15 protein-coding genes and 1 pseudogene are annotated in these 19,870 nt (G+C 71.7%); 10 read left to right on the forward strand and 6 right to left on the reverse strand.

The window, feature by feature from the left end:
- Nucleotides 1–172: 172 nt before the first annotated feature.
- From ACFWPS_RS43975 to ACFWPS_RS44000, 6 genes are all read left to right on the forward strand, one after another.
- The gene (locus ACFWPS_RS43975; protein WP_383717140.1) at nt 173–1,057 is read left to right on the forward strand and encodes a carbohydrate ABC transporter permease; all 885 of its coding nucleotides are present in this window, start codon (nt 173–175) and stop codon (nt 1,055–1,057) included.
- Entirely contained in the window at nt 1,054–1,923 is an 870-nt protein-coding gene (locus ACFWPS_RS43980; RefSeq protein WP_383717053.1) for a carbohydrate ABC transporter permease, read from the forward strand. Before ACFWPS_RS43975 ends, ACFWPS_RS43980 begins: the two co-directional genes overlap by 4 nt.
- A 26-nt stretch (nt 1,924–1,949) precedes the next feature.
- On the forward strand, nt 1,950–2,858 hold the full coding sequence (locus tag ACFWPS_RS43985) for an alkaline phosphatase family protein (RefSeq protein WP_383717056.1): 909 nt from the start codon (nt 1,950–1,952) through the stop codon (nt 2,856–2,858).
- A 32-nt stretch (nt 2,859–2,890) separates the two neighbouring features.
- Complete coding sequence (locus ACFWPS_RS43990) at nt 2,891–5,848, forward strand: glycoside hydrolase family 2 TIM barrel-domain containing protein (protein WP_383717058.1); 2,958 nt, start codon at nt 2,891–2,893, stop codon at nt 5,846–5,848.
- A 76-nt stretch (nt 5,849–5,924) separates the two neighbouring features.
- A complete protein-coding gene (locus ACFWPS_RS43995; protein WP_383717061.1) occupies nt 5,925–7,757 on the forward strand; it encodes a LamG-like jellyroll fold domain-containing protein in 1,833 nt (610 codons plus the stop codon).
- A 20-nt stretch (nt 7,758–7,777) separates the two neighbouring features.
- Nucleotides 7,778–9,472, forward strand: coding sequence for a PHP domain-containing protein (locus ACFWPS_RS44000; RefSeq protein WP_383717063.1), 1,695 nt, complete (start codon nt 7,778–7,780; stop codon nt 9,470–9,472).
- 339 nt (nt 9,473–9,811) lie between these two features.
- Here ACFWPS_RS44000 and ACFWPS_RS44005 read toward each other — a convergent pair.
- Nucleotides 9,812–11,075: pseudogene (locus ACFWPS_RS44005) on the reverse strand (IS200/IS605 family accessory protein TnpB-related protein).
- Here ACFWPS_RS44005 and ACFWPS_RS44010 point away from each other — a divergent pair.
- Complete coding sequence (locus ACFWPS_RS44010) at nt 10,999–11,322, forward strand: hypothetical protein (RefSeq protein ID WP_383717147.1); 324 nt, start codon at nt 10,999–11,001, stop codon at nt 11,320–11,322. The pseudogene ACFWPS_RS44005 and the gene ACFWPS_RS44010 overlap by 77 nt on opposite strands.
- 83 nt (nt 11,323–11,405) lie before the next feature.
- Here the strand turns inward: ACFWPS_RS44010 and ACFWPS_RS44015 are convergent, their stop codons facing one another.
- From ACFWPS_RS44015 to ACFWPS_RS44030, 4 genes are read right to left on the reverse strand one after another with little or no spacing between them, the layout of a single operon-like run.
- Entirely contained in the window at nt 11,406–11,861 is a 456-nt protein-coding gene (locus ACFWPS_RS44015; protein ID WP_383717066.1) for a MaoC family dehydratase, read from the reverse strand.
- A gap of 14 nt (nt 11,862–11,875) precedes the next feature.
- A complete protein-coding gene (locus tag ACFWPS_RS44020; protein ID WP_383717067.1) occupies nt 11,876–13,384 on the reverse strand; it encodes a long-chain fatty acid--CoA ligase in 1,509 nt (502 codons plus the stop codon).
- A 10-nt stretch (nt 13,385–13,394) separates the two neighbouring features.
- The gene (locus ACFWPS_RS44025; protein ID WP_383717069.1) at nt 13,395–14,270 is read right to left on the reverse strand and encodes an amidohydrolase family protein; all 876 of its coding nucleotides are present in this window, start codon (nt 14,268–14,270) and stop codon (nt 13,395–13,397) included.
- Nucleotides 14,270–15,187, reverse strand: a complete 918-nt coding sequence (locus ACFWPS_RS44030; protein ID WP_383717072.1) for an SDR family NAD(P)-dependent oxidoreductase — start codon at nt 15,185–15,187, stop codon at nt 14,270–14,272. Before ACFWPS_RS44030 ends, ACFWPS_RS44025 begins: the two co-directional genes overlap by 1 nt.
- A 230-nt stretch (nt 15,188–15,417) precedes the next feature.
- Between ACFWPS_RS44030 and ACFWPS_RS44035 the strand changes: the two genes are divergently transcribed.
- From ACFWPS_RS44035 to ACFWPS_RS44045, 3 genes are read left to right on the forward strand one after another with little or no spacing between them, the layout of a single operon-like run.
- Nucleotides 15,418–15,837 carry a MarR family winged helix-turn-helix transcriptional regulator gene (locus ACFWPS_RS44035; RefSeq protein ID WP_383717144.1) on the forward strand — a complete coding sequence of 140 codons (420 nt, stop codon included), beginning with the start codon at nt 15,418–15,420 and terminating at the stop codon, nt 15,835–15,837.
- Nucleotides 15,834–16,607: an IclR family transcriptional regulator gene (locus tag ACFWPS_RS44040; RefSeq protein WP_383717074.1), complete on the forward strand. Its 774-nt coding sequence runs from the start codon at nt 15,834–15,836 to the stop codon at nt 16,605–16,607. Before ACFWPS_RS44035 ends, ACFWPS_RS44040 begins: the two co-directional genes overlap by 4 nt.
- A 9-nt stretch (nt 16,608–16,616) precedes the next feature.
- Nucleotides 16,617–17,957, forward strand: coding sequence for a lanthionine synthetase LanC family protein (locus tag ACFWPS_RS44045; RefSeq protein ID WP_383717077.1), 1,341 nt, complete (start codon nt 16,617–16,619; stop codon nt 17,955–17,957).
- Here the strand turns inward: ACFWPS_RS44045 and ACFWPS_RS44050 are convergent.
- Entirely contained in the window at nt 17,950–19,737 is a 1,788-nt protein-coding gene (locus ACFWPS_RS44050) for a sulfatase-like hydrolase/transferase (RefSeq protein ID WP_383717080.1), read from the reverse strand. The two genes, ACFWPS_RS44045 and ACFWPS_RS44050, sit on opposite strands and share 8 nt — an antisense overlap.
- Nucleotides 19,738–19,870 lie beyond the last annotated feature (133 nt).

The raw sequence follows: 19,870 nt of genomic DNA on the forward strand, positions 1-19,870 counted from the left end.
CCCTCCCCCCGCCCCCCCCCCCCGCCGCCGCGGCGGGGCTTTAATGAGGGGCCCCACCCCCCCGCCCCGGGCCCCGGCGGGGGCCCCCGCCACCCCGCGCGGGCCGGGCCCGGCCCGGTTCCGCCCGCGGCGCGCCACGCCCGCGGGCACCGCTCGGCCCGGGCGGCGCGGGCTGCTGTCGTACTGGCGGCAATACCTGGCGATCTCGCCCTTCTACCTGGTCTTCGCCGCCTTCTCCTTCTTCCCCGTCTTCTACTCGCTGTACCTGGCCTTCCAGCGCTGGGACGGCCTGGGCGACATGCAGTTCGTGGGCCTGCAGCAGTTCAGGTTCCTGTGGTCGGACCCGGTCTTCTGGCTGTCGATCCGCAACACCCTGGTGATCTGGGTGCTGTCCACCGTGCCCACCCTCTTCGGGGCCCTGGTGCTGGCGACGCTGCTGCACTCGGTGCGCCGCTTCAAGGGCTTCTACCGCATCGCGCTCTACGTCCCGAACGTCACCTCGATCGTGGCCGTGGCGATCTTCTTCGGCGCGGTGTTCAGCAACAACTTCGGTCTGGTCAACGCGATCCTGGGCACGGTCGGCATCTCGCCCGTGCCGTGGCTGAGCAACCCGTGGCTGATCAAGGTGGTCATCTCACTGCTGATGACCTGGATGTGGACCGGCTACAACATGATCATCTATCTGGCCGGTCTCCAGGCGATCCCGACGTCGATCTACGAGGCGGCGAAGATGGACGGCGCCGGCCCGGTCCGCACCTTCTTCCAGATCACCGTCCCGATCCTGCGGCCGATCATCCTGTTCACCGTCATCATCTCGACCATCAACGGCCTGCAGAGCTTCAGCGAACCCCAGGTGCTGTTCGCCAGCAACGCCGCCAACGCGAACCTCGGCGGCCCGGGACAGGCCGGTCTGACCACGCTGCTGTACTTCTACCAGTCTGCCTTCCTCAACAACGACTACGGCTACGGCGCGGCCATCGTGTGGGCCTTCTTCCTGCTGATCATCGTGCTCGTCGCCGTCAACTGGCGCATCACCCAACGAGGGAGGAAGCCGTGACCGCAGCCGACCCGACGCGGCCGGCCCCGCGCGCGAGGCGGCTGCGCCGCCCCAAGGGCCTGACCGCGCACATCATCCTCATGGCGGCCGTGCTGATCTCGGTCTTCCCGTTCCTGTGGACGATCGTCATGGCGACCAACACCACCCAGGACATCTACAAGAGCCCGCCGAAGTTCACCTTCGGCTCCCATCTGCTGGAGAACATCCGGCATGTGCTGAACACCATCGACTTCTTCGGGTCGATGCTCAACACGATCATCGTCGCGACCGTCACCACCGTCCTGGTGCTGTTCATCGACTCCCTGGCGGCCTTCACCTTCGCCAAGTTCGACTTCCCCGGCCGCAAGGTGCTCTTCGGCACGCTGCTGCTGTTCATGATGCTGCCGCTGCAGCTCGCCGTCCTGCCGCAGTTCATCCTCATGTCCAAGATCGGCTGGGTGGGCATGCTCAAGGCGCTGGCCCTGCCCGCCCTGGCCAACGCCTTCGGCATCTTCTGGCTGCGCCAGTACATCGAGAGCGGCGTGCCCGACGAACTCCTCGACGCCGCGCGCATCGACGGCGCCGGGTTCTTCCGTCAGTACTGGAACATCGCGCTGCCGATGATCAGGCCCGCGCTGTCCTTCCTCGCCATCTACGCCTTCGTCGGGGCCTGGAACGACTACGTCTGGCCGCTCATCGTGCTCACCAACCCCGACCACGTGACCCTCCAGGTGGAGCTCGCCCAGCTCAACGTCGGCCACACCACCGACTACAGCATGGTCATGGCCGGGGTGCTGATGGCGTCGCTCCCGCTGGTGCTGGTCTTCGCCATATTCGCCCGCGGCTTCATCGCGGGCGCCACCGAGGGCGCGGTGCAGGGCACCTGACCCGTGCAGGACAGAGGAGGAATCCGGTGAGGGACAGCGGTCGGGACGGCAGGGTGCTCGTGGTGGGCATGGACGGGCTGCGCCACGACCGGCTGACCCGGCCCGGCGCGCACGCACCCGTCCTGCACGGCCTGCTGGCCGCGGGTGCCCACGGCACCAGCCTGCTGCCCTACGGCGAGACGGACGGGCAGGCCGAGGACGGGCCGTCGACCAGCATGGCCTACACCGACTCCGGGCCCGGCTGGTCGAGCGTGCTGACCGGGGTGTGGCCCGACCGCCACGGGGTGACCGGCAACGACTTCCACGGCGCCGACTACACCCGCCACCCCGACTTCCTCAGCCGCGCGGCCGGCGCCCGCCCCGGCCTGCGCACCGCCGCCGCGGTCTCCTGGCCGGAGCTGGTCCACCGCGGCGTCCTCGGCCCCGCCATCGGCCGCCGGGTGCACCACGACGGCGAGAGCGACGGCTACGCGACCGCGGACGACCTCGTCGCCCGCACCGCCGTCCGCTGGCTCACCGAGCACGACCCGGACCTGTTGTTCGTGTACTTCGGCGCGACCGACGAGGCCGGCCACGCCGCCGGCCCGCTCTCCCCCGCCTACGACGACGCGCTGCTCGCCCAGGACACCCACCTCGGACGGCTGCTGGCGGCGATCGACGCCCGCCGCTCCGGCGAGCGGTGGACCGTACTGGTCACCACCGACCACGGGCACCTCGACACCGGCGGCCACGGCGGCGACACGGACGCCGAACGAGAGGTGTTCGTCATCCTCGCCGAGCCCGGCACGCCCGCCGGCACCCGGCTCGACTCGCCCCGCCTCGTCGACATCGCCCCCACCGTCCTGGACCGGCTCGGCATCCCCGTCGACCCGGACTGGGGCCTGGCCGGACGCGTCCTGCCCGGGCCCGCCGCCTCACCCGTGTCAGCCACGTAACTGACGTCACCAGAAAAGGGAGCCATCCGACGATGAACGATCCGTCGATCCCCGGGCCCCGGCCCGCCGATCCCCTGATCGCCCTCCGCCCCTGGGAGGCACCCGAGGTGACCTCCTGGGGACGGCTCCCCATGAACGCCGTCGACCGGCGCACCGGAGCGCTCCCCCTGGACGGCGACTGGCGCTTCCAGTTGCTGCCGGCCCCGGACGCGCCGGTCGGCGGCTCCTGGTCCACGGCGTACGTCCCCGGCGCCTGGACCGTGCAGGACACCGACGACCTGCCGCAGTACACGAACGTCACCATGCCGTTCCGTGAGTTCCCGCCGGACTCCCCCGCCGCCGACCCGACCGGGGTCTACGAGCGCGAGCTGGACGTCCCCGCCGAGTGGGCCGGGCGGCGGATCGTGCTCCAGGTGGGCGCGGCGGAGAGCGTGCTCCTGGTCCATGTGGACGGGCGGCCGGTGGGCGTCTCCAAGGACTCGCACCTGGCGGCCGAGTTCGACCTGACCGGGGTCGTCCGGCCCGGCGGGCGGTCCGTCCTGCGGCTCACCGTCGTCAAGTGGTCGGACGCCACGCACATCGAGGACCAGGACCACTGGTGGCACGGCGGGATCACCCGCTCGGTGCTGCTGTACGCGACCGACCCGTTCCGGCTCGCGGACGTGACCGTACGGGCCCGGCGGGACGGCGAGTTGCGCGTGGACTGCCAGGTGCGGAACGCGGCGGGCGACCGGGCGCTGCCCGGGGGCTGGTACGTCACCGGGGAACTCGACGGTGAACTCCTCGCGCAGGATGCCGAGTTCGACCGGCTCAACACCGAGGACGACCGGGTCTCCGACTTCCTGGGCGAGGCCCGCATCCACGCCGTCGTGTCCGACGTGCGCACCTGGAACGCGGAACAGCCCGAGCTGTACGGGCTGACCGTCCGGCTGCACCGCGCGGACGGCACGGTCGCCGACACGGCGTACCAGCGTGTCGGCTTCCGGGACGTCGAGATCGTCGGCCGGGACCTCCTCGTCAACGGCGAGCGGGTGTTCGTCCGGGGCGTCAACCGGCACGACTTCCACCCGCTCACCGGGCGGACGGTGTCGTACGACGACATGCGCGCGGACCTGGTGCTGCTGAAGCGGTTCGGGTTCAACGCGATCCGCACCTCGCACTACCCGAACGACCCGGCCCTGTACGACCTCGCCGACGAACTGGGCTTCTACGTCGTCGACGAGGCGGACATCGAGTCCCACGACCACGCCCACGAGATCGCCGACGACCCGCGCTACCTGAACGCCTTCGTGGACCGGGTCTCGCGCATGGTGCTGCGCGACAAGAACCACCCGTCGGTCATCATCTGGTCGCTGGGCAACGAGTCCGACTACGGGGCGAACCACGACGCGGCGGCGGGCTGGGTGCGGCGGCACGACCCGACCCGGCCGCTCCAGTACGAGGGGGCGGCCAAGCGCGGCTGGGCGGACCCGGACGTTGCCTCCGACATCGCCTGCCCGATGTACGCGTCGCTGGAGGACTGTGTGGCGCACGCCCTGTCCGGGGAGCAGACCAAGCCGCTGATCCAGTGCGAGTACTCCCATGCGATGGGCAACAGCAACGGCACGCTCGCCGACCACTGGGCCGCCATCGAGTCCACTCCGGGGCTTCAGGGCGGGTTCATCTGGGAGTTCTGGGACCACGGAATTCTCCAGCGGGTGAGCGACGGAAGACCGGTCGGGCGCACGGGCGCCGGACTGTATGACAACGGTGTCGCCGCGCCCGGCCACCGCTGGGCGTACGGCGGCGACTTCGGCGAGGCCCTGCACGACGGGGCGTTCGTCGCGGACGGGATCGTCTTCCCCGACCGCACCCCGAAGCCCGCGATGTACGAGCACCGGGAGATCGCGGCGCCGGTCCGCATCCGGTGCTTCCGGCACGAGGGCATCGTGCTCGCCAACCACCAGCACTTCCGGGGCTTCGACTGGCTGGCGGGTACCTGGGAGCTGGCGCTGGCCGACGGCCGTACCCTGACCGGCCCGGCCGAGCTGCCCGAGCTGTGCCCCGGCGAGACGGCGGCCGTACCGCTGCCGTTCGAAGTGCCGGCGGACGGCGGTGAGGCGTGGCTGACGCTGCGGGTGACGGTCGCCGAGGACCAGGCGTGGGCGCCGGCCGGTACGGAGATCTGCGCGCCGCAGATCCGGATCCGGGCCGCGGACCCGCTCGGGCGGGCGGTGCCTGCGGGCCCGGCCGTCGAGGTGGACGGCGAGGGGCTGCTGCTGCATCCCCTGCTCACCGGCGCGCCGACGCTGTCGCTGTGGCGGGCGCCCACCGACAACGACGAGCTGGGCGGGATGGCGCTGCGCTGGCGTACCTGGGGCCTGGACCAGCTGGTGCGCAAGGTGGTCTCGGTACGCCGCGACGGCGCCCGGGTGACCGTGCTCGCGGAGTACGCCGGCACCGTCGGGGTCGTACGGCACCGGCAGGAGTTCACGCCGGTCGAGGGCGGTGTCCGGGTCGACGAGTCGGCCGAGCTGCCGGAGGAGTTCGCGGACGTGGCCCGGGTCGGCTCGGTCTTCGAGACGGTGGCCGGGCTCGATCTGCTGGAGTGGTTCGGTCAGGGTCCCTGGGAGTCGTACCCGGACCGTGCCGCCGGAGCCCCGGTCGGCCACCACTCGCTGCCCGTGGACGAGTTGTTCACGCCCTACCTGCGGCCCCAGGAGAGCGGTGGCCGGCACGGCGTACGGCGGTTCACGCTGTCGGCGCCGGACGCCACCGGGCTCGCGGTCGAGCTGGACGAGCCCCGCCAGGTCTCCGTCAGCCGATACCGCGCCGAGGACCTCACCGCCGTCACGCACCACGACGAACTCGTGCCGCGGACCGGCTGCGTGGTCCACATCGACGCCGCACACCGGGGCCTGGGTACGGCGTCGTGCGGTCCCGACACCTTCCCCTCCTACCTCGTCGCACCGGGCCTCCACCACTGGAGCTGGACCCTGCGCGTGCTGTGAGACCCGTCCTCCGAGATCCGCCCTCCGAGACCCCCCACGCCCTTCGCCGTCACTTCTGCTTACTCACGGAGCACTCGTGTGTACTTCGCATGACCACATCCAGGGCGAGGCCGCGCAGGCCGGAGCCGGCCGACGCAACTTCCTCAGAGCCACCGCGCTCCTCGGCGCAGCCGCCACCGCCGGGGTCGCGCTGCCGGCCGTCGCCGAGGCGTCCTCCGGCTCCGGCCGGCGGCCCGACCCGGAGAGCCGTCGCTTCACCCTCGCGGTGATGCCCGACACCCAGTACCTCTTCGACGGGCCGAGCATCAACCCGGCGCCCATCGAGGCGTCGCTGCGCTATCTGCTGGAGCAGGGCGGCGAATCCGACGAGAACATCGTCTTCCTGTCCCACCTCGGCGACCTCACCCAGAACGGCGCCGCGGAGGAGTTCGCCGCGATCAGCAAGGCGTTCGGGATCCTCGACCGGCGCGGGGTCGGCTACAGCGTGCTGGCAGGCAACCACGACATCAGGTCGTCCACGGACGACCAGCGCGGTGCCACGCCGTACCTGGACGCCTTCGGCCCGCAGCGCTTCAAGGACAGGCCGACGTTCGGCGGGGCCTCTTCGGACGGCTACAACACCTACCACCTGTTCAGGGCGGCCGGGCGGGAGTGGCTCGTGCTGGCGCTGGACTGGCGCCTGTCGGCCAAGGGGTACGCCTGGGCGAAGGACGTCATCGCCGCGCACCCGAAGGCGCCGGTCATCCTCACCACCCACGAACTGGTCGTGGACGACGACGCGTTGTCGTCGTACGGGCAGCAGCTGTGGGACCAGCTGGTCAACGAGCACGACCAGATCTTCCTCACCCTGAACGGCCACTTCTGGCCGGCCCGCCGCGCGACCCGCAAGAACGCGGCCGGCAACGACGTGCACCTGCACCTGACGAACTACCAGAACCGGTACTTCGGCGGCGCGGCGATGATCCGCCTCTACCACTTCGACCTGGACCGGAACGTCATCGACGTGGAGACGGTCTCGCCGTGGATCCTCGGCCGGGCCAAGAAGGGCCTGAACGAGCTGGAGCGGCAGGAGATGGAGCTCAGCGGCGACGAGGACCGCTTCTCCGTCGGCATCGACTTCGCGGACCGCTTCGCCGGCTTCGACCCGGTGCCGGTCCGCCCGGCGCGGCCCGCGTCGCAGCTGCTGGTCCGGGGCACGGCCGCCTACTGGCGGTTCGACTCGGCGGTCTCCGGCACGGTCCGCGACCTGTCCGGCAACGGCAATGACCTCACCCTGGTCTCGGTGGGCGGCGGCACCCTCGGCTGGTCGGCGGACCACCACCCGGACCAGCCGGGCCACGGCAGCCTGGAGTTCACGGGTTACAAGTCGCCGCTGAAGGGCGCATACCTGAGGACGGTCGACGGCGCCCCGCTCAACTCACAGACGTTCAAGGACGGTTACACCATCGAGGCGTTCTACCGGCTGCCCGCGGACTGGGACGCCTCGCACAACGCCTGGTCCGGGCTGGTCAGCCGCACCGGCCGCAACGGCTCCGTCGGCACGGTCACGGACGACCCGGACGAGCCGCTGGCCACCCTCTCCATCACCGACGGTCCGGGCACGCAGTGGGCCGTCCACCCGCTCAACCAGCAGCAGCTGGCCACCAACTGGGGCGACGAGACCGCCCGCGAGACCTGGTGGCACCTCGCCGTCGTCAACGACGGCAAGCACACCACGATGTACGTGCAGGGCTGCCCGGTGGCCCGCAACCCGCACGCCGCCGCGGTCGGCATCGCCTCGTCCGGGAAGCCCTGGCTGCTCGGCGGCTACGAGTACGCGGACAAGATCGACCAGATCCTGCACGGCCGCCTCGGCGACGTCCGGATCGTCTCCCGGGCACTGCCCGTCTCCTCCTTCATGACCCACTGACCCCCGTTACGAGGATCATCATGACCGAGCAGCAGCTGCCCACCTGGGCCGATCCCTCCGTCTCCGCCGCCGACCTCGACCCGCAGGGCATGTCGAGACGTGGACTCCTGCGCCGCGCTGGCCTCTTCGGCGCCGCGTTCGCGCTCGGGTCGGCGGCGACCCCCGCGTTCGCCGCGTCCAACCGGGGCCTGGGCGGCGAGGACCCGCGCCTCGCCTACCTGGTCGGCGACCACCACGTCCACTCCGTGTACAGCCACGACGCCAAGTACACGTTCTCCCAGCAGGCCCAGGCTGCCGCCAAGTACGGCCTGGACTGGATGGTGTTCAACGAGCACTCCAACTTCGGGCACGCCTACTACGGCGCGAAGCTGGAGCACGCGGAGATCCTCAAGGCCCGTGCCGAGAACCCGCGCCAGCTGATCTTCCAGGGCCTGGAGTGGTACATCCCGGCCGCCGAGCACTGCACGGTGTTCGCCGCACCCGGCCCGCACGAGACCGACCTGCTCACGCAGTTCGAGCTGGCCTACGACGGCAAGCTCCTGGGCTACACCGAGGGGTCGGCCGGTGCCGCCGACACCGCCCGCAACGAGGCGCATGCCGTCAAGGCCATCCAGTGGCTGGCCGAGCAGCGACGTACCGGCTATGTCGACGACGTCCTCGTCCTCGCCAACCACCCGCTGCGGCTCGGCATCGACTCCCCGCACGAGATGCGCAACTGGCGGGACGCGGGGTGGGGTGGCGGGAACGAGGAGGCCTCCGAGATCATGATCGGCATGGAGGGCGCGCCCGGCGCCCAGGGCGCCGCGATCCCCGGCTGGCGCGGGGCCACCTCGATCCGCGGCGAGTACGAGAACAAGCCCTCCGCGCAGTCCTGGGCCGGCTACCCGGCGGACGCCTATCTGACGTACGGCGGCTTCGACTGGGCTACGGCGACGGTCGGCGGTCTGTGGGACGCGATGCTGTCCGAGGGTCGTCTGTTCACCATCACCACCAACTCCGACAACCACCGCACGGTCTTCGACACCTGGAAGAACGGCGACTGGCTGCCGGGGCAGAACTTCGACAACACGGGCAAGCTGCCCGACCCGGTGAGCACCGACACGCCGCAGCCCGGCAGCGACTTCTGGCCCGGCGAGTTCAGCCGGACCCACGTCGGCGTCACCCGGTACGGCTACCGCGCGGTGATGGCGGGCCTGCGCGCGGGCCGGGTATGGCTGGACCACGGGCACCTGCTCGACGGCCTGGACGTGCGGCTGACGCGGGACTGCGACCACGGCGCCGGTGTCACGCTGGGGGGCCGGCTGCGCGTCCGCAAGGGCGAGCGGATCACCCTGAACGTCACGGTGACGACCGCGTCCCGGGTCAACGCCCAGGGAATCCTCCCCCAGTTGGCGCACGTCGACGTCATCCGGGGCGCGGTGCGCGGCCCGGTCGCCGACCGCGACACCTGGCAGGCGCCGGACACCAAGGTCGTGCAGTCGAAGGAGGTGTCCGGCCGCCGGGGCACCTACACCCTGCGCATCCCGCTCACCGCGGGCGACGAGTCGTTCTACGTGCGGCTGCGCGGCAGCGACGGCAAGCGCAACGGAACGGGCTATCTGGGCGCGGCGATCGACCCGCACGGCCCGGTCCCGCACGAGCCGGGGAACGGCGACCCGTGGGCGGACACGTGGTTCTATTCCAACCCCATCTTCGTGGACGTGGTGGGTTCCTGACGAATCGTCGCCCGTTAGTCACCTTGCGTAGTCGCCGGGGCCCGGCATGCATGCGTGAATCGTGTCCGACCCGCTACTCAGAGTTGGAGTGCGGGTCGGCCGCGATTGCCCGCCGCGCCCCGACGTCGCCGATACCGATACCGATCGGGCGCCTTTGAGGTGCGGGGGTTTTCTCCCGCCCGGATATTCCGCGGACAAATTCCCGGACCGCTGAATTAAGTCGAGCAATTCCGCGGGCGCCCTATACGGGGACCGGCGGATCCCCGACTTCGGGAAAAGCCGTGGGGGCCATTCCGGGTCACCCGCCGGGCCCGCGCCTTCGCGGCGGACCCCATAGATCTATGCAGCGGGCGACCACATACTGCATACATCGAACCGTTTCTCGAGACTGAGCGGGAGTGAGTCCTGTTGCCAGAACTCGTGCTCAGCCGAACGCCCCGGACGGTGGTGGGCGTTCTGGTCGACCGCGTTCGCTCCGCGTCCGGGCGGCACGGATCGTGTCCGTGGTCCAGGAATGCGGGGGCGGTGTCCCTCACGTCCTGGGGTGCCTGGTCCGGCCTGGACGGTCCGATGCCCGCACCCATCGCTCTGGTGGGTGCGGGGCGGTGCCGTCCGACGCCGGATCGGGTGTCCCAGGGCGCGCCTTCCGATCGCCACGGCAGCTGCGTCGTGGCGTGTGGTCTTCCTGTTCGTACTGGTGAGGGGTTTCTGCCAGTGCTGGGCACCCCACCGGGAGGTGTAGGCGGGGTCGACGGCGATGACGGGGATGCCGAGTTCGGCCGCCATGCTCACCAGCCGGGCCCGCAGCCGGGCCACGGGCATGCCGGAGATCAGTTTTTGGTGTCGCCGCCGACCAGACCGTTCACGCGGGCCGCCTCCAGCGGGATCGTCCGGACGGTCGGGGTGGTCCAGGAGGCGGTGAGGTACCAGCGGCCCCGGCCTGTGTCTTCGTGGATGCGGTAGGCGACAGCCCGGTTGGCGGTGATCCGGTCGGCCCACTGCTCGCCCCGGTGCGCGAACGACACCGTCGCGGCCAGGACGTACCGGCCGTGCGGGGCGTTCGCCAGGTGCGCGAGCGGCGCGGGGAGCCTGAGGGAGACCTCACCGTCGGGGGTGACGCGAATGGTCTCGTTGCCGTACCGCTTGCCGGACTCGCCGTCCGCCTGGAGGAAGCGCCGTTCGGCCTGCCATCGCCGACGCCACTCCTGTTCGGTCAGCTGCGCCTGCTCCAGGTGGTGCCGTGTGGTCAGCAGCCGCTTCCCCCCGCGCACCACGTGCACGACCCCGGCCTGCCAGTGGGCCCGCGCCGCCTGGAGCCGGTCTTCGAGGACGTGCAGACGGCGGGACTCGGCATGCCATTCCTTGCGCGAGCGGTAGCCGCCCGGAGCGTGCCTGCTGCCCTTCTCGCCCACGGGCAGGGACAGGTGGTGCGTGATCGTCGCGATCCCCGTCTGAAGCCTGTGGATGCGCGCGAGGTGGCCGCGCCGGGCGAGCACAGCACCCTCTCGTCCTCGCCGGTCAGACCCTTGAGCCGGGTACGGATCGCAACGCCCGCCGGACCGGGCGCCACGAACGGCGCCGCCACCTCCCGCAGTCCACCCACCGTCCCTACCCCCGACCCGGTGCTCTGCGATCGGACGCACAAGCCGTGCCGCGCCGGGGACTTCGAGTCCCTGCACGGCCTGCGCCACCTCCTCGACGACGCCGCGCGGGCCACGGAAGCCGTCCGCCCCGAACTGGAGGCCGTCGTGGGCCGCCTGGACCGCTATCTGGCCACGGAACTTCCGCCGGTGCCGGCCACCGCCCAGGCCGGTGTCACCGAGCACACCGCACAGCTGGAGGCCCGATGAAGCAGGAGCACGCCCGCATCGAGCTGAAGAACGCCGCCGGCACCGCGCAGCAGCACATCCGTACCCTGCGCAGAGCGGCCTGATCAGGCGTAGAACCGCGACAGGCTCTGCAGCACGGCGGCGGGCTTGGTCCCGCCGTCGATCTCGATCGTCCCGTCGACGGCGATCTGCACGCCGCCCGGCACCTCCTCGACCTCCGCCAGCCGGCCGGCCAGCCGGATCCGGGCGCCGGCCTTCACCGGGGCCGGGAAACGCACCTTGTTCAGGCCGTAGTTGACCTTCGTGGTGACGCCCTGGACGTCCAGCAGCTCGGTGAACAGGGGGATGAACAACGACAGAGTGAGGTAGCCGTGGGCGATCGGGGCGCCGAAGGGGCCCGCGGCCGCCCGCTCCGGGTCGACGTGGATCCACTGGTGGTCGCCGGTCGCGTCGGCGAAGGTGTCGATGCGGTCCTGGGTGACCTCGATCCAGTCGCTGGTGCCCAGGTCGCTGCCCGCGAGCTTCTTCAGTTCGTCGAGGCCGTTGACGGTGACGGTCATGTGGGTTTCCTTGGCTAGGAGTCGGGAGAGCCGTAGCGCTTGCGCACCCGGGCCTTGAGGAGCTTTCCGGAGGCGGTGCGCGGGAGTTCGTCCGCGAGCACCACCGACTTGGGGACCTTGTACTTGGCGAGCCGCCCGGCCAGCGAGGCGAGCACCTCGTCGGGGTCGAGGACGGCGCCCTCGCGGGGCACGACCACCGCGCGCGGCACCTCGCCCCACTTGTCGTCCGGTACGCCGATCACCGCGCACTCGACGATGCCGGGGTGGGCGAGGAGCACGTCCTCGATCTCGGCGGGGTAGATGTTCTCGCCCCCAGAGATGATCATGTCCTTGAGGCGGTCGACGACGAAGACGTACCCGTCCTCGTCGACCGTGGCCGCGTCCCCGCTGCGGAACCAGCCGTCCGCGAAGGAGGCCGCCGTCTCCTCCGGCAACCCCCAGTAACCGGGCATGACATGGGGTCCGCGGACCATGATCTCGCCGGGCTCGCCGACGTCGACCGGGGTCAGGTCGGGCCGCACCACCCGTACGTCGGTGAAGAAGTGCGGCACGCCCGCCGAGCCGGCCTTGCTGGTCGCGTGCTCGGCGTCCAGGAAGAGGGCGCCGGGTGCGGCCTCGGTCATGCCGTAGCCCTGCAGAAAGGTCAGCCCCCGTTCCTGGTAGACCGCGATCAGCGGGGTCGGGACCGGGGACCCGCCGCAGGTGAGGATGCGCAGGGAGGACAGGTCGGCGTCCGGCCAGCGGGGGTGGCGGGCCACCTGGTCGAACATCGTGGGGACCCCGAACATGAAGGTGATCCGGTGCTGTTCGATCAGGTCGAAGGTGGCCTCCGGGTCGAAGGCCTCCACCAGGACGCAGGTGCCGCCCTTGAGGAGTACCGGGAGGGTGAGCATGTTGAGGCCCGCCGTGTGGAACAACGGGGCCGAGACCAGGGCGCGTTCGTCGGCGATCAGGTCGGTGTCGACCAGGACGTTGAGCGCGTTCCAGGTCAGGTTTCCGTGCGTGAGCATCGCGCCCTTGGGGCGCCCCGTCGTCCCCGAGGTGTACATGATGATGCAGGTGTCGTCAGGGGCGACCGGTTCGTCGATCGGGTCGTCGACCGCGGCTGCCAGCAACTCCTCGTACTCCGGGCCCACTTCGACGTACGTCCGGACGTCGGTGGTGCCGGGCAGGCCGGCGACCAGGCCGGCGTGCGAGGGGCCGTAGAGGAGGGCCTTGGCGCCGGAGTCGGTGAGCTGGTAGGCGATCTCGGGGCCCACCAGGCGGGTGTTGAGCGGGACGAAGACCGCACCGAGGGTGCCGACCGCGAACAGGGTCTCCAGGTAGGCGGGGTGGTTCGGGCCGAGGTAGGCGATGCGGTCGCCCCGGCGGATGCCCCGGGCGCGCAGGGCGTGGGCCAGGCGGGTGGTGCGTGCGTGCAGTGTGCGGTAGTCGGTCGGCTGCCCGCCGAACACCAGTGCCGTGCGGTGCGGGGTCTTGCGGGCCCGGCGTGCGGGCCATGACCCCAGTCCCTCGTTGCGCATCTACGGCCCCTTACGACTTGGTCAGCCCGAGCAGGCGGGCGGCGTTCTCCTTGAGGATCTTCGGCCGGACCTCGTCCTTGATCGGCAGCTTCTCGAAGTCGGCGAGCCACCGGTCGGGGGTGAGGACGGGGAAGTCGGAGCCGAACAGCACCTTGTCCTTGAGCAGCGTGTTGGCGTACTGCACCAGCTGCGGCGGGAAGTACTTCGGCGACCAGCCGGACAGGTCGATGTGCACGCCCGGCTTGTGGGTGGCGACGGCGAGTGCCTCGTCCTGCCAGGGGAAGGACGGATGCGCCAGGATGATCTTCAGGTGCGGGAAGTCGGCCGCCACGTCGTCCACGTGGAGCGGGTTGCTGTACTTCAGCCGGATCCCGCCGCCGCCCGGGACGCCGGCCCCGATGCCGGTCTGGCCGGTGTGGAAGAGGGCGACGGTGCCGGTCTCCTCGATCACCTCGTAGAGGCCGTAGGCCACCGCGCGGTCGTTCGGGAAGAAGCCCTGGATGCCGGGGTGGAACTTGAAGCCCTTCACCCCGTACTCCTCGACCAGGCGGCGGGCCTGCCTGACCCCGGCCTTCCCCCGGAAGGGGTCGACGGAGGCGAACGGGATCAGCACGTCCGCGTTGGCCGCGGCGGCCTCCGCCACCTCCTCGTTCGGTACCGGCGCGGTGCCGGTCGCGGACTCGGCGTCCACCGTGAAGATCACGGCCGCCATGTTCCGCTCCCGGTAGTGGGCCGCCGTCTCCTCGATCGTCGGCTTCCGCGCGCCCTCGACCTTGAAGTAGGCGGCGGAGGCGGCGTGCAGGTCGTCGTCCAGGGAGGAGTGCCCGCGGGAGGAGACCTCGGCGTGCGTGTGGACGTCGATCGCGGTGAGAGCCTCGATGTCCATCACGCCTCCGGGAGCTTGGGCGCCGGGATTCCGACCGTCTGGAGTTCGGCGCCGACCGAGGTCGGGAAGGCGTCGGCCAGGGTGTCCGGGGTCCAGCCGCCGTCCGCGTAGGCCGCCCTGATCTCCTGCGGGTGCGACCAGAGTGCCACCTTGTCGCCGCCGATGCCGATGGCCTGGCCGGTGATGGAGCGGGCGGCCTCGGAGGCCAGGAAGGGGACGACGGCCGCGCAGTCGTCGGGGGTGCCGAAGCCTTCGCCCTTGCGCAGGAAGTCCGGGAGCGGCTCGCCGTTCTTCATCGCCTCGACGTAAGGAGCGAAGGCCGGGATGGTCTCGGTCATCGCGGTGGCGGCCACCGGGACGATCGCGTTGACCGTGATGCCCGCCCGGCCCAGCTCCATCGACCAGGTACGGGCCATCGCGGCGATGCCGGCCTTGGCGGCGGCGTAGTTGGTCTGGCCGAAGTTGCCGCGCTGGCCGGCCGGGGAGCCGACCAGGATCAGGGTGCCGCCCTCGCCCTGCTCGCGCATCCGGACGGCGGCGGCGCGGGCGCAGGTGAAGGTGCCCTTGAGGTGGGTGGCGATCACCGCGTCGAAGTCGTCGTCGGTCATCTTCCACAGCACCCTGTCGCGCAGGATGCCCGCGTTGGTGACCAGGATGTCGAGGCGGCCGAACTCCTGGACCGCCCTGTTCACGAGCCGCTCCGCGGCCTCGGCGGTGCCGACCGGGACCACCTCGGCGACGGCGGTGCCGCCGGCCTCGGCGATGGATTTCACGGCCTGCTCGGCGACGGTCTCGTCCACGTCGTTGACGACCACTGAGGCGCCGTGGGCGGCGAGGGCGTGGGCATAGGCGAGGCCCAGGCCCCGGCCGCTGCCGGTGACGACGGCGGCTTTGCCGGTGAGATCGATGGTGGGCACGGTCGGTCCCTTCACAGACGACGACGGCGGCCCCGGGGGCCACCTGCGGCTTTCGAGATCGAAGCTAAGAGCAATAATTGTTGTCGTCAATAGTTGTTGCCGACCTATGGGTGCCTCATGCTGGAATCTGTCCGACAGCCCGCCCCGTCGCCGGGGCCCGTACCAGGGAGCCCGCCATCACCCGCCAGCACACCGAGAACCCGACCTCGATCGACGCGGACGAGCCGTGGATGCGCGGGCTGCACGCCGACACGGGCTACCTGCTGTACCGCCTGGGGCTGCGCTCGGGGCAGCTCTTCAACACGTTCCTGCAGGAGTCGGGGCTGCGGCTGCGCCACTACGCGGTGCTGCGTTTCCTCGCCGGCTCGGAAGGCTCGCTCCAGCGGGAGCTGAGCACCCGGCTCGGCTACGACCCGAGCGCGATCGTCGGCCTGGTCGACGACCTGGAGAAACTGGGCTTCGCCGAGCGGCGCCCCTCCCCCGACGACCGCCGCAGCCGGATCGTCGTGCTGACCGAGGCCGGCCGGGCGTTCCTGCGGGACACCGACGAGGCGGGCCAGCGCGTGACGAACGAGCTGCTGGGCCCGCTCGACCCCGCCGAGCGGACCGCGCTCCACGCACTGCTGCTGCGCGTCGCCGACCGGCCATGACCGCCGCCGCCCGGTCCGCGCCCGACCGGCTGCTCGCGGTGCTGGCCGCCTTCGACCACGGGCATCCGGCGCTGAGCCTGTCCGGCATCAGCCGCCGGGCCGGGCTCTCCCTGACCACCGCGCACCGGCTGGTCGGGGCGCTCACCGCATGGGGCGCGCTGGAACGGGACGCGGACGGCCTGTACCACGTGGGCCTGCGGCTCTGGGAGCTGGCCGCGCTGGCACCGCGCGGACTGGCGCTGCGGCAGATCGCGCTGCCCTACCTGGAGGACCTGTACGAAGCGACGCACGAGAACGTCCAGTTGGCGGTGCGGGACGGAACCGAGGTCGTCTACATCGAGTGGCTTTCGGGACGTTCCGCGGTGGGCGTCCACATCCGGGTGGGCGCGCGCTGGCCGCTGCACGCGACAGGGGTGGGGCTCGCCCTGCTCGCACACGAGCCACCTGACTTCCAACAGGAGTACTGCACCGGTCCGTTGGCATCCTTCACGCCGTACACCGTCACGGATCCGGACAGGTTGCGCCGCTCGCTGGCCGAAGTCCGGCGTACGGGTGCCGCGGTGAGCAGCCGTCAGGTCACCGACGACGCGCTGTCGGTGGCGGCTCCGGTGCGCGGGGCGACCGGACAGGTGGTCGCGGCCGTCTCGGTGGTGGTGCCCGAGGCCGACGCCCAGGTACCGGTGCTGGTCCCGGCGGTGCGGCTGGCGGCCCGCGGGATCTCCCGGGCGCTGGGCTGGCAGCCGGACCGGACGGCGGGCCGGGCCGGGTAGCGTGTCCGGGTGACGACGAGTGACGTGTACAGAGACCTGGGCGAGGCCGCCTGGGCGTGGGTGCTGGGGCAGGTACGGGAGGACGAGGGTCCCTGGCTGCCGGAGTCGGTGCCGGAGGAGGACCCCGGGGACCTCGCGCCCGACGGGGACCGGGACTCGCTGTACTCGGGCATCGCGGGCCTGGCCCCGGCACTGGCGGAGATCGCCCGGTACCGGGCGCTGAGCGGGCCGGAACAGACCCTGGCGGCCGGGATCGTGAGCCGCCTGTCGGCCCAGGCACCCCTCGTGACCGAACCCTCCCTCTACATCGGCCTGGCGGGCCACGCCACGGCGCTGCGGCTCCTCGCCCCGGGCGGCGAGGCCGTCGTGCTGAGGCGGCTGGCCGAGCTCGCGACCCCCGAGGGCTGGCGCACCACCACCGCCTTCGTGCCGGATTCCGACGCTCCCCTGACCGACATCATCATGGGCGTCGCGGGCGTGGTCATGACGGCCGTCTGGGCGGGCGGCGAGTACGCGGAGGCGATCGCGAGGACCGGCGGCGAGGCCCTGCTGCAGATGGCGGACCGCACGGAGACGGGCCTGGACTGGGGGATCTCGCCGAGCACGGAGTGGCGCTGCCCGAACTACTCGCACGGCGCCGCCGGGGTGGGCGCCGCACTGGCGGTGGCGGGTGCCGCGCTGCACCGCGAGGACTTCGTCGCGGCCGCCGTGGACGCGGCCCGCCATGTGCTGGCCATGGGCTCGCTCGCGGACGGCGGTTTCGTCGTCCCGCACACCATCCCGCCGTCGAAGCGGGAGGTGGAGCCGGTGACGTACACCTGGTGCCACGGCCCGGCGGGCACCTCGCACCTGTTCGCGGCGCTCGCGCACGCGGGCGTCACCGAGGTGGCGGGGCATGACGTCGAGGAGTTGCGGCAGCGCTGTCTGACCTCGATCCTCACCTCGGGACTGCCGGAGCGGCTGCGCCCCGGTTTCTGGGACAACGACGGCCGCTGCTGCGGGACGGCGGGCGTCGGGGACGTCCTCCTCGACGCGGCGCAGGACCTCGCGGGGACGCCGCGGGCGGACACGCTGACGGGCGCGGCGGTGCGGATGGGTGACGCGCTCGTGGAGCGGGCGGTCCGGGACGGGGCCGGCGCCCGCTGGCGGTTCGTCGAGTACCGCATCGAGTCGCCGCTGCTGCCGCCGGGCACCTCCTGGATGCAGGGCGCGGCGGGCATCGCGGCGTACCTGCTGCGCCTCGCCCGGTACCTCGACACCGGTCCGGACGCCGCGGTCGTGGACCGCCCGGACCAGTGGTGGGCGGTACCGGCACGGGTGCGTGGTGAGCGGCCGCCGCTGGTCAGGTGACCGTCGTCGTCGCCGTGTACGTCACCTCGCCGTCCCCGTGGTGGGCGGTGCCCCGGCAGGTGAGGGTCGTGGCGGTGGAGACCTGGGGGCGGGTGACCCGCCAGCGGACCGTGTGGCGTTCGCCGGGGTCCAGGCGGGGCGTGTTGGCCGTGTCCCGGGTGTGGGCCAGCCAGCCGCTCGGGGTGTCGAGGATGAGCCGGGCGGCGTTCCAGGGGCGCGCGGAGCCGTTGGCGAGCGTGGCGGTGACCGTGAACTCCGCTCCCCTTCCGCTGACTTCGAGGGTCACGCCGAAGGGCTTGCGTGGGTAGACCGGCGCCCACGACTTGTGCATCAGCTTCACCAGCGCGTCCGCCCGGGCGGGCCGGGCGGCGGCGAGGTCGTGCTCCTCGCCGGGGTCCCGGGCGAGGTCGTACAGCTCCACGTCCCACTGGTCGTCCGGGACGCGACGGTTCTGGCCGGGCGCGAAGCGGATCGCCTTGAGGTCGCCGTGGCGCAGCGCCTCGGCGAGCCGGTCGCCGCGGCCGTGGTCGGCGGCGTTCTGGCGGGCGGTGACGCCGTTGTGGTTGCGGTAGAAGTAGAGGCTGTCATGGCGGGCGGCCGGGGCGGAACCGCGCAGCAGCGGGGCGATGGAGAGGCCGTCGACGTCGGTAGGGGCGGGTGCGCCCGCGAGGTCGGCGAGGGTGGGCAGCAGGTCGGTGAGCGGGGTGGGCCGGTCGGTGGTGCCGGCCTTGACGTGCCGCGGGGACCAGGCGATGAACGGGACGCGGATGCCGCCCTCGTACAGGTTCCGCTTGAAGCCGCGCAACGGGCCGTTGCCGTCGAAGAGTTCGGGGTCGGTGCCGGCCTCCTCGTGCGGTCCGTTGTCACTGGTGACGAGGACGACGGTGCGGTCGGCCAGGCCGAGTGCGGTGAGTTTGTCGGTGACGTCGCCGACGAGGGTGTCGAAGGTGGTGACCTGGGCCGCGTGCCGCTTGTCGGGCCCGGTCCAGGGGCGGTCGGCGTACGCGCCGACGTGCGGGTCCTTGCTGGGGGCGTGCGGCACGGTCGGGGCCAGGTAGAGCAGGAACGGCTCGTCGCGGTGGGCCTGTAGGAAGCCGAGGGCGCGTTCGGAGATCAGGTCCGGGGCGTAGACCTGCTGGGCTCCGCCCTTGTTGGCCGGGATCTCCTCGCGGGTGCCGTTGTGCCACAGGTACTCGGGGAAGTAGTCGTGGGCGTGGTGGTGGGTGAGGTAGCCGTAGAACTCCTCGAAACCACGGGCGTTGGGGTGGCTCGGCTGGTCCGGGGCGTTGGGTCCGAAGCCCCACTTGCCGATCAGACCGGTGCGGTAGCCGAGCGCACTGAGCGCCTCCGCGAACGTGAAGTCCCGTTCGGTGAGGGCGCCCTGGCCGCCGGGCCCCCAGGGGTTGGTGCGTACGGTCGCATGCCCGCCGTGCAGGCCGGTGAGCAGCGAACAGCGCGAGGGCGCGCACACCGGTGCGGCCGCGTAGGCCTGGGTGAAGCGCAGGCCCTCGGCGGCGAGGGTGTCCAGCCGCGGGGTGTGCATCAGCTGCTGGCCGTAGGAGCCGAGTTCGCCGTAGCCGAGGTCGTCGGCGAGGATCACGACGAAGTTGAGCCGGTCGGAGCGGGGCTGCGCGGTCGGTGCCGCCACGGCGGGTCTGACGGTGGGCCGGGGCTGCCCGGCGGCCGGCTGTGCGCCGCCCCCGTCCTCGCACCCGGTGACCGCCGCGAGCGCGACGGGCGCGGCGGCGGCTCCGGTGAGGAAACGGCGGCGGCTGGGCATACGGATCCCCCGGTGTGACGGCGGCACTTGGTCCTGGACCGATGGTGATCGCAGCCGTCCGTCCAGGACCATGCACACGCTGTGAACGCTCTGTTTCGACTCGTGAGAGGGAATCCCGGGGCCGGAGGTTCCC

This window comes from Streptomyces sp. NPDC058457 (genome assembly GCF_042720695.1).
Lineage (GTDB): Bacteria > Actinomycetota > Actinomycetes > Streptomycetales > Streptomycetaceae > Streptomyces.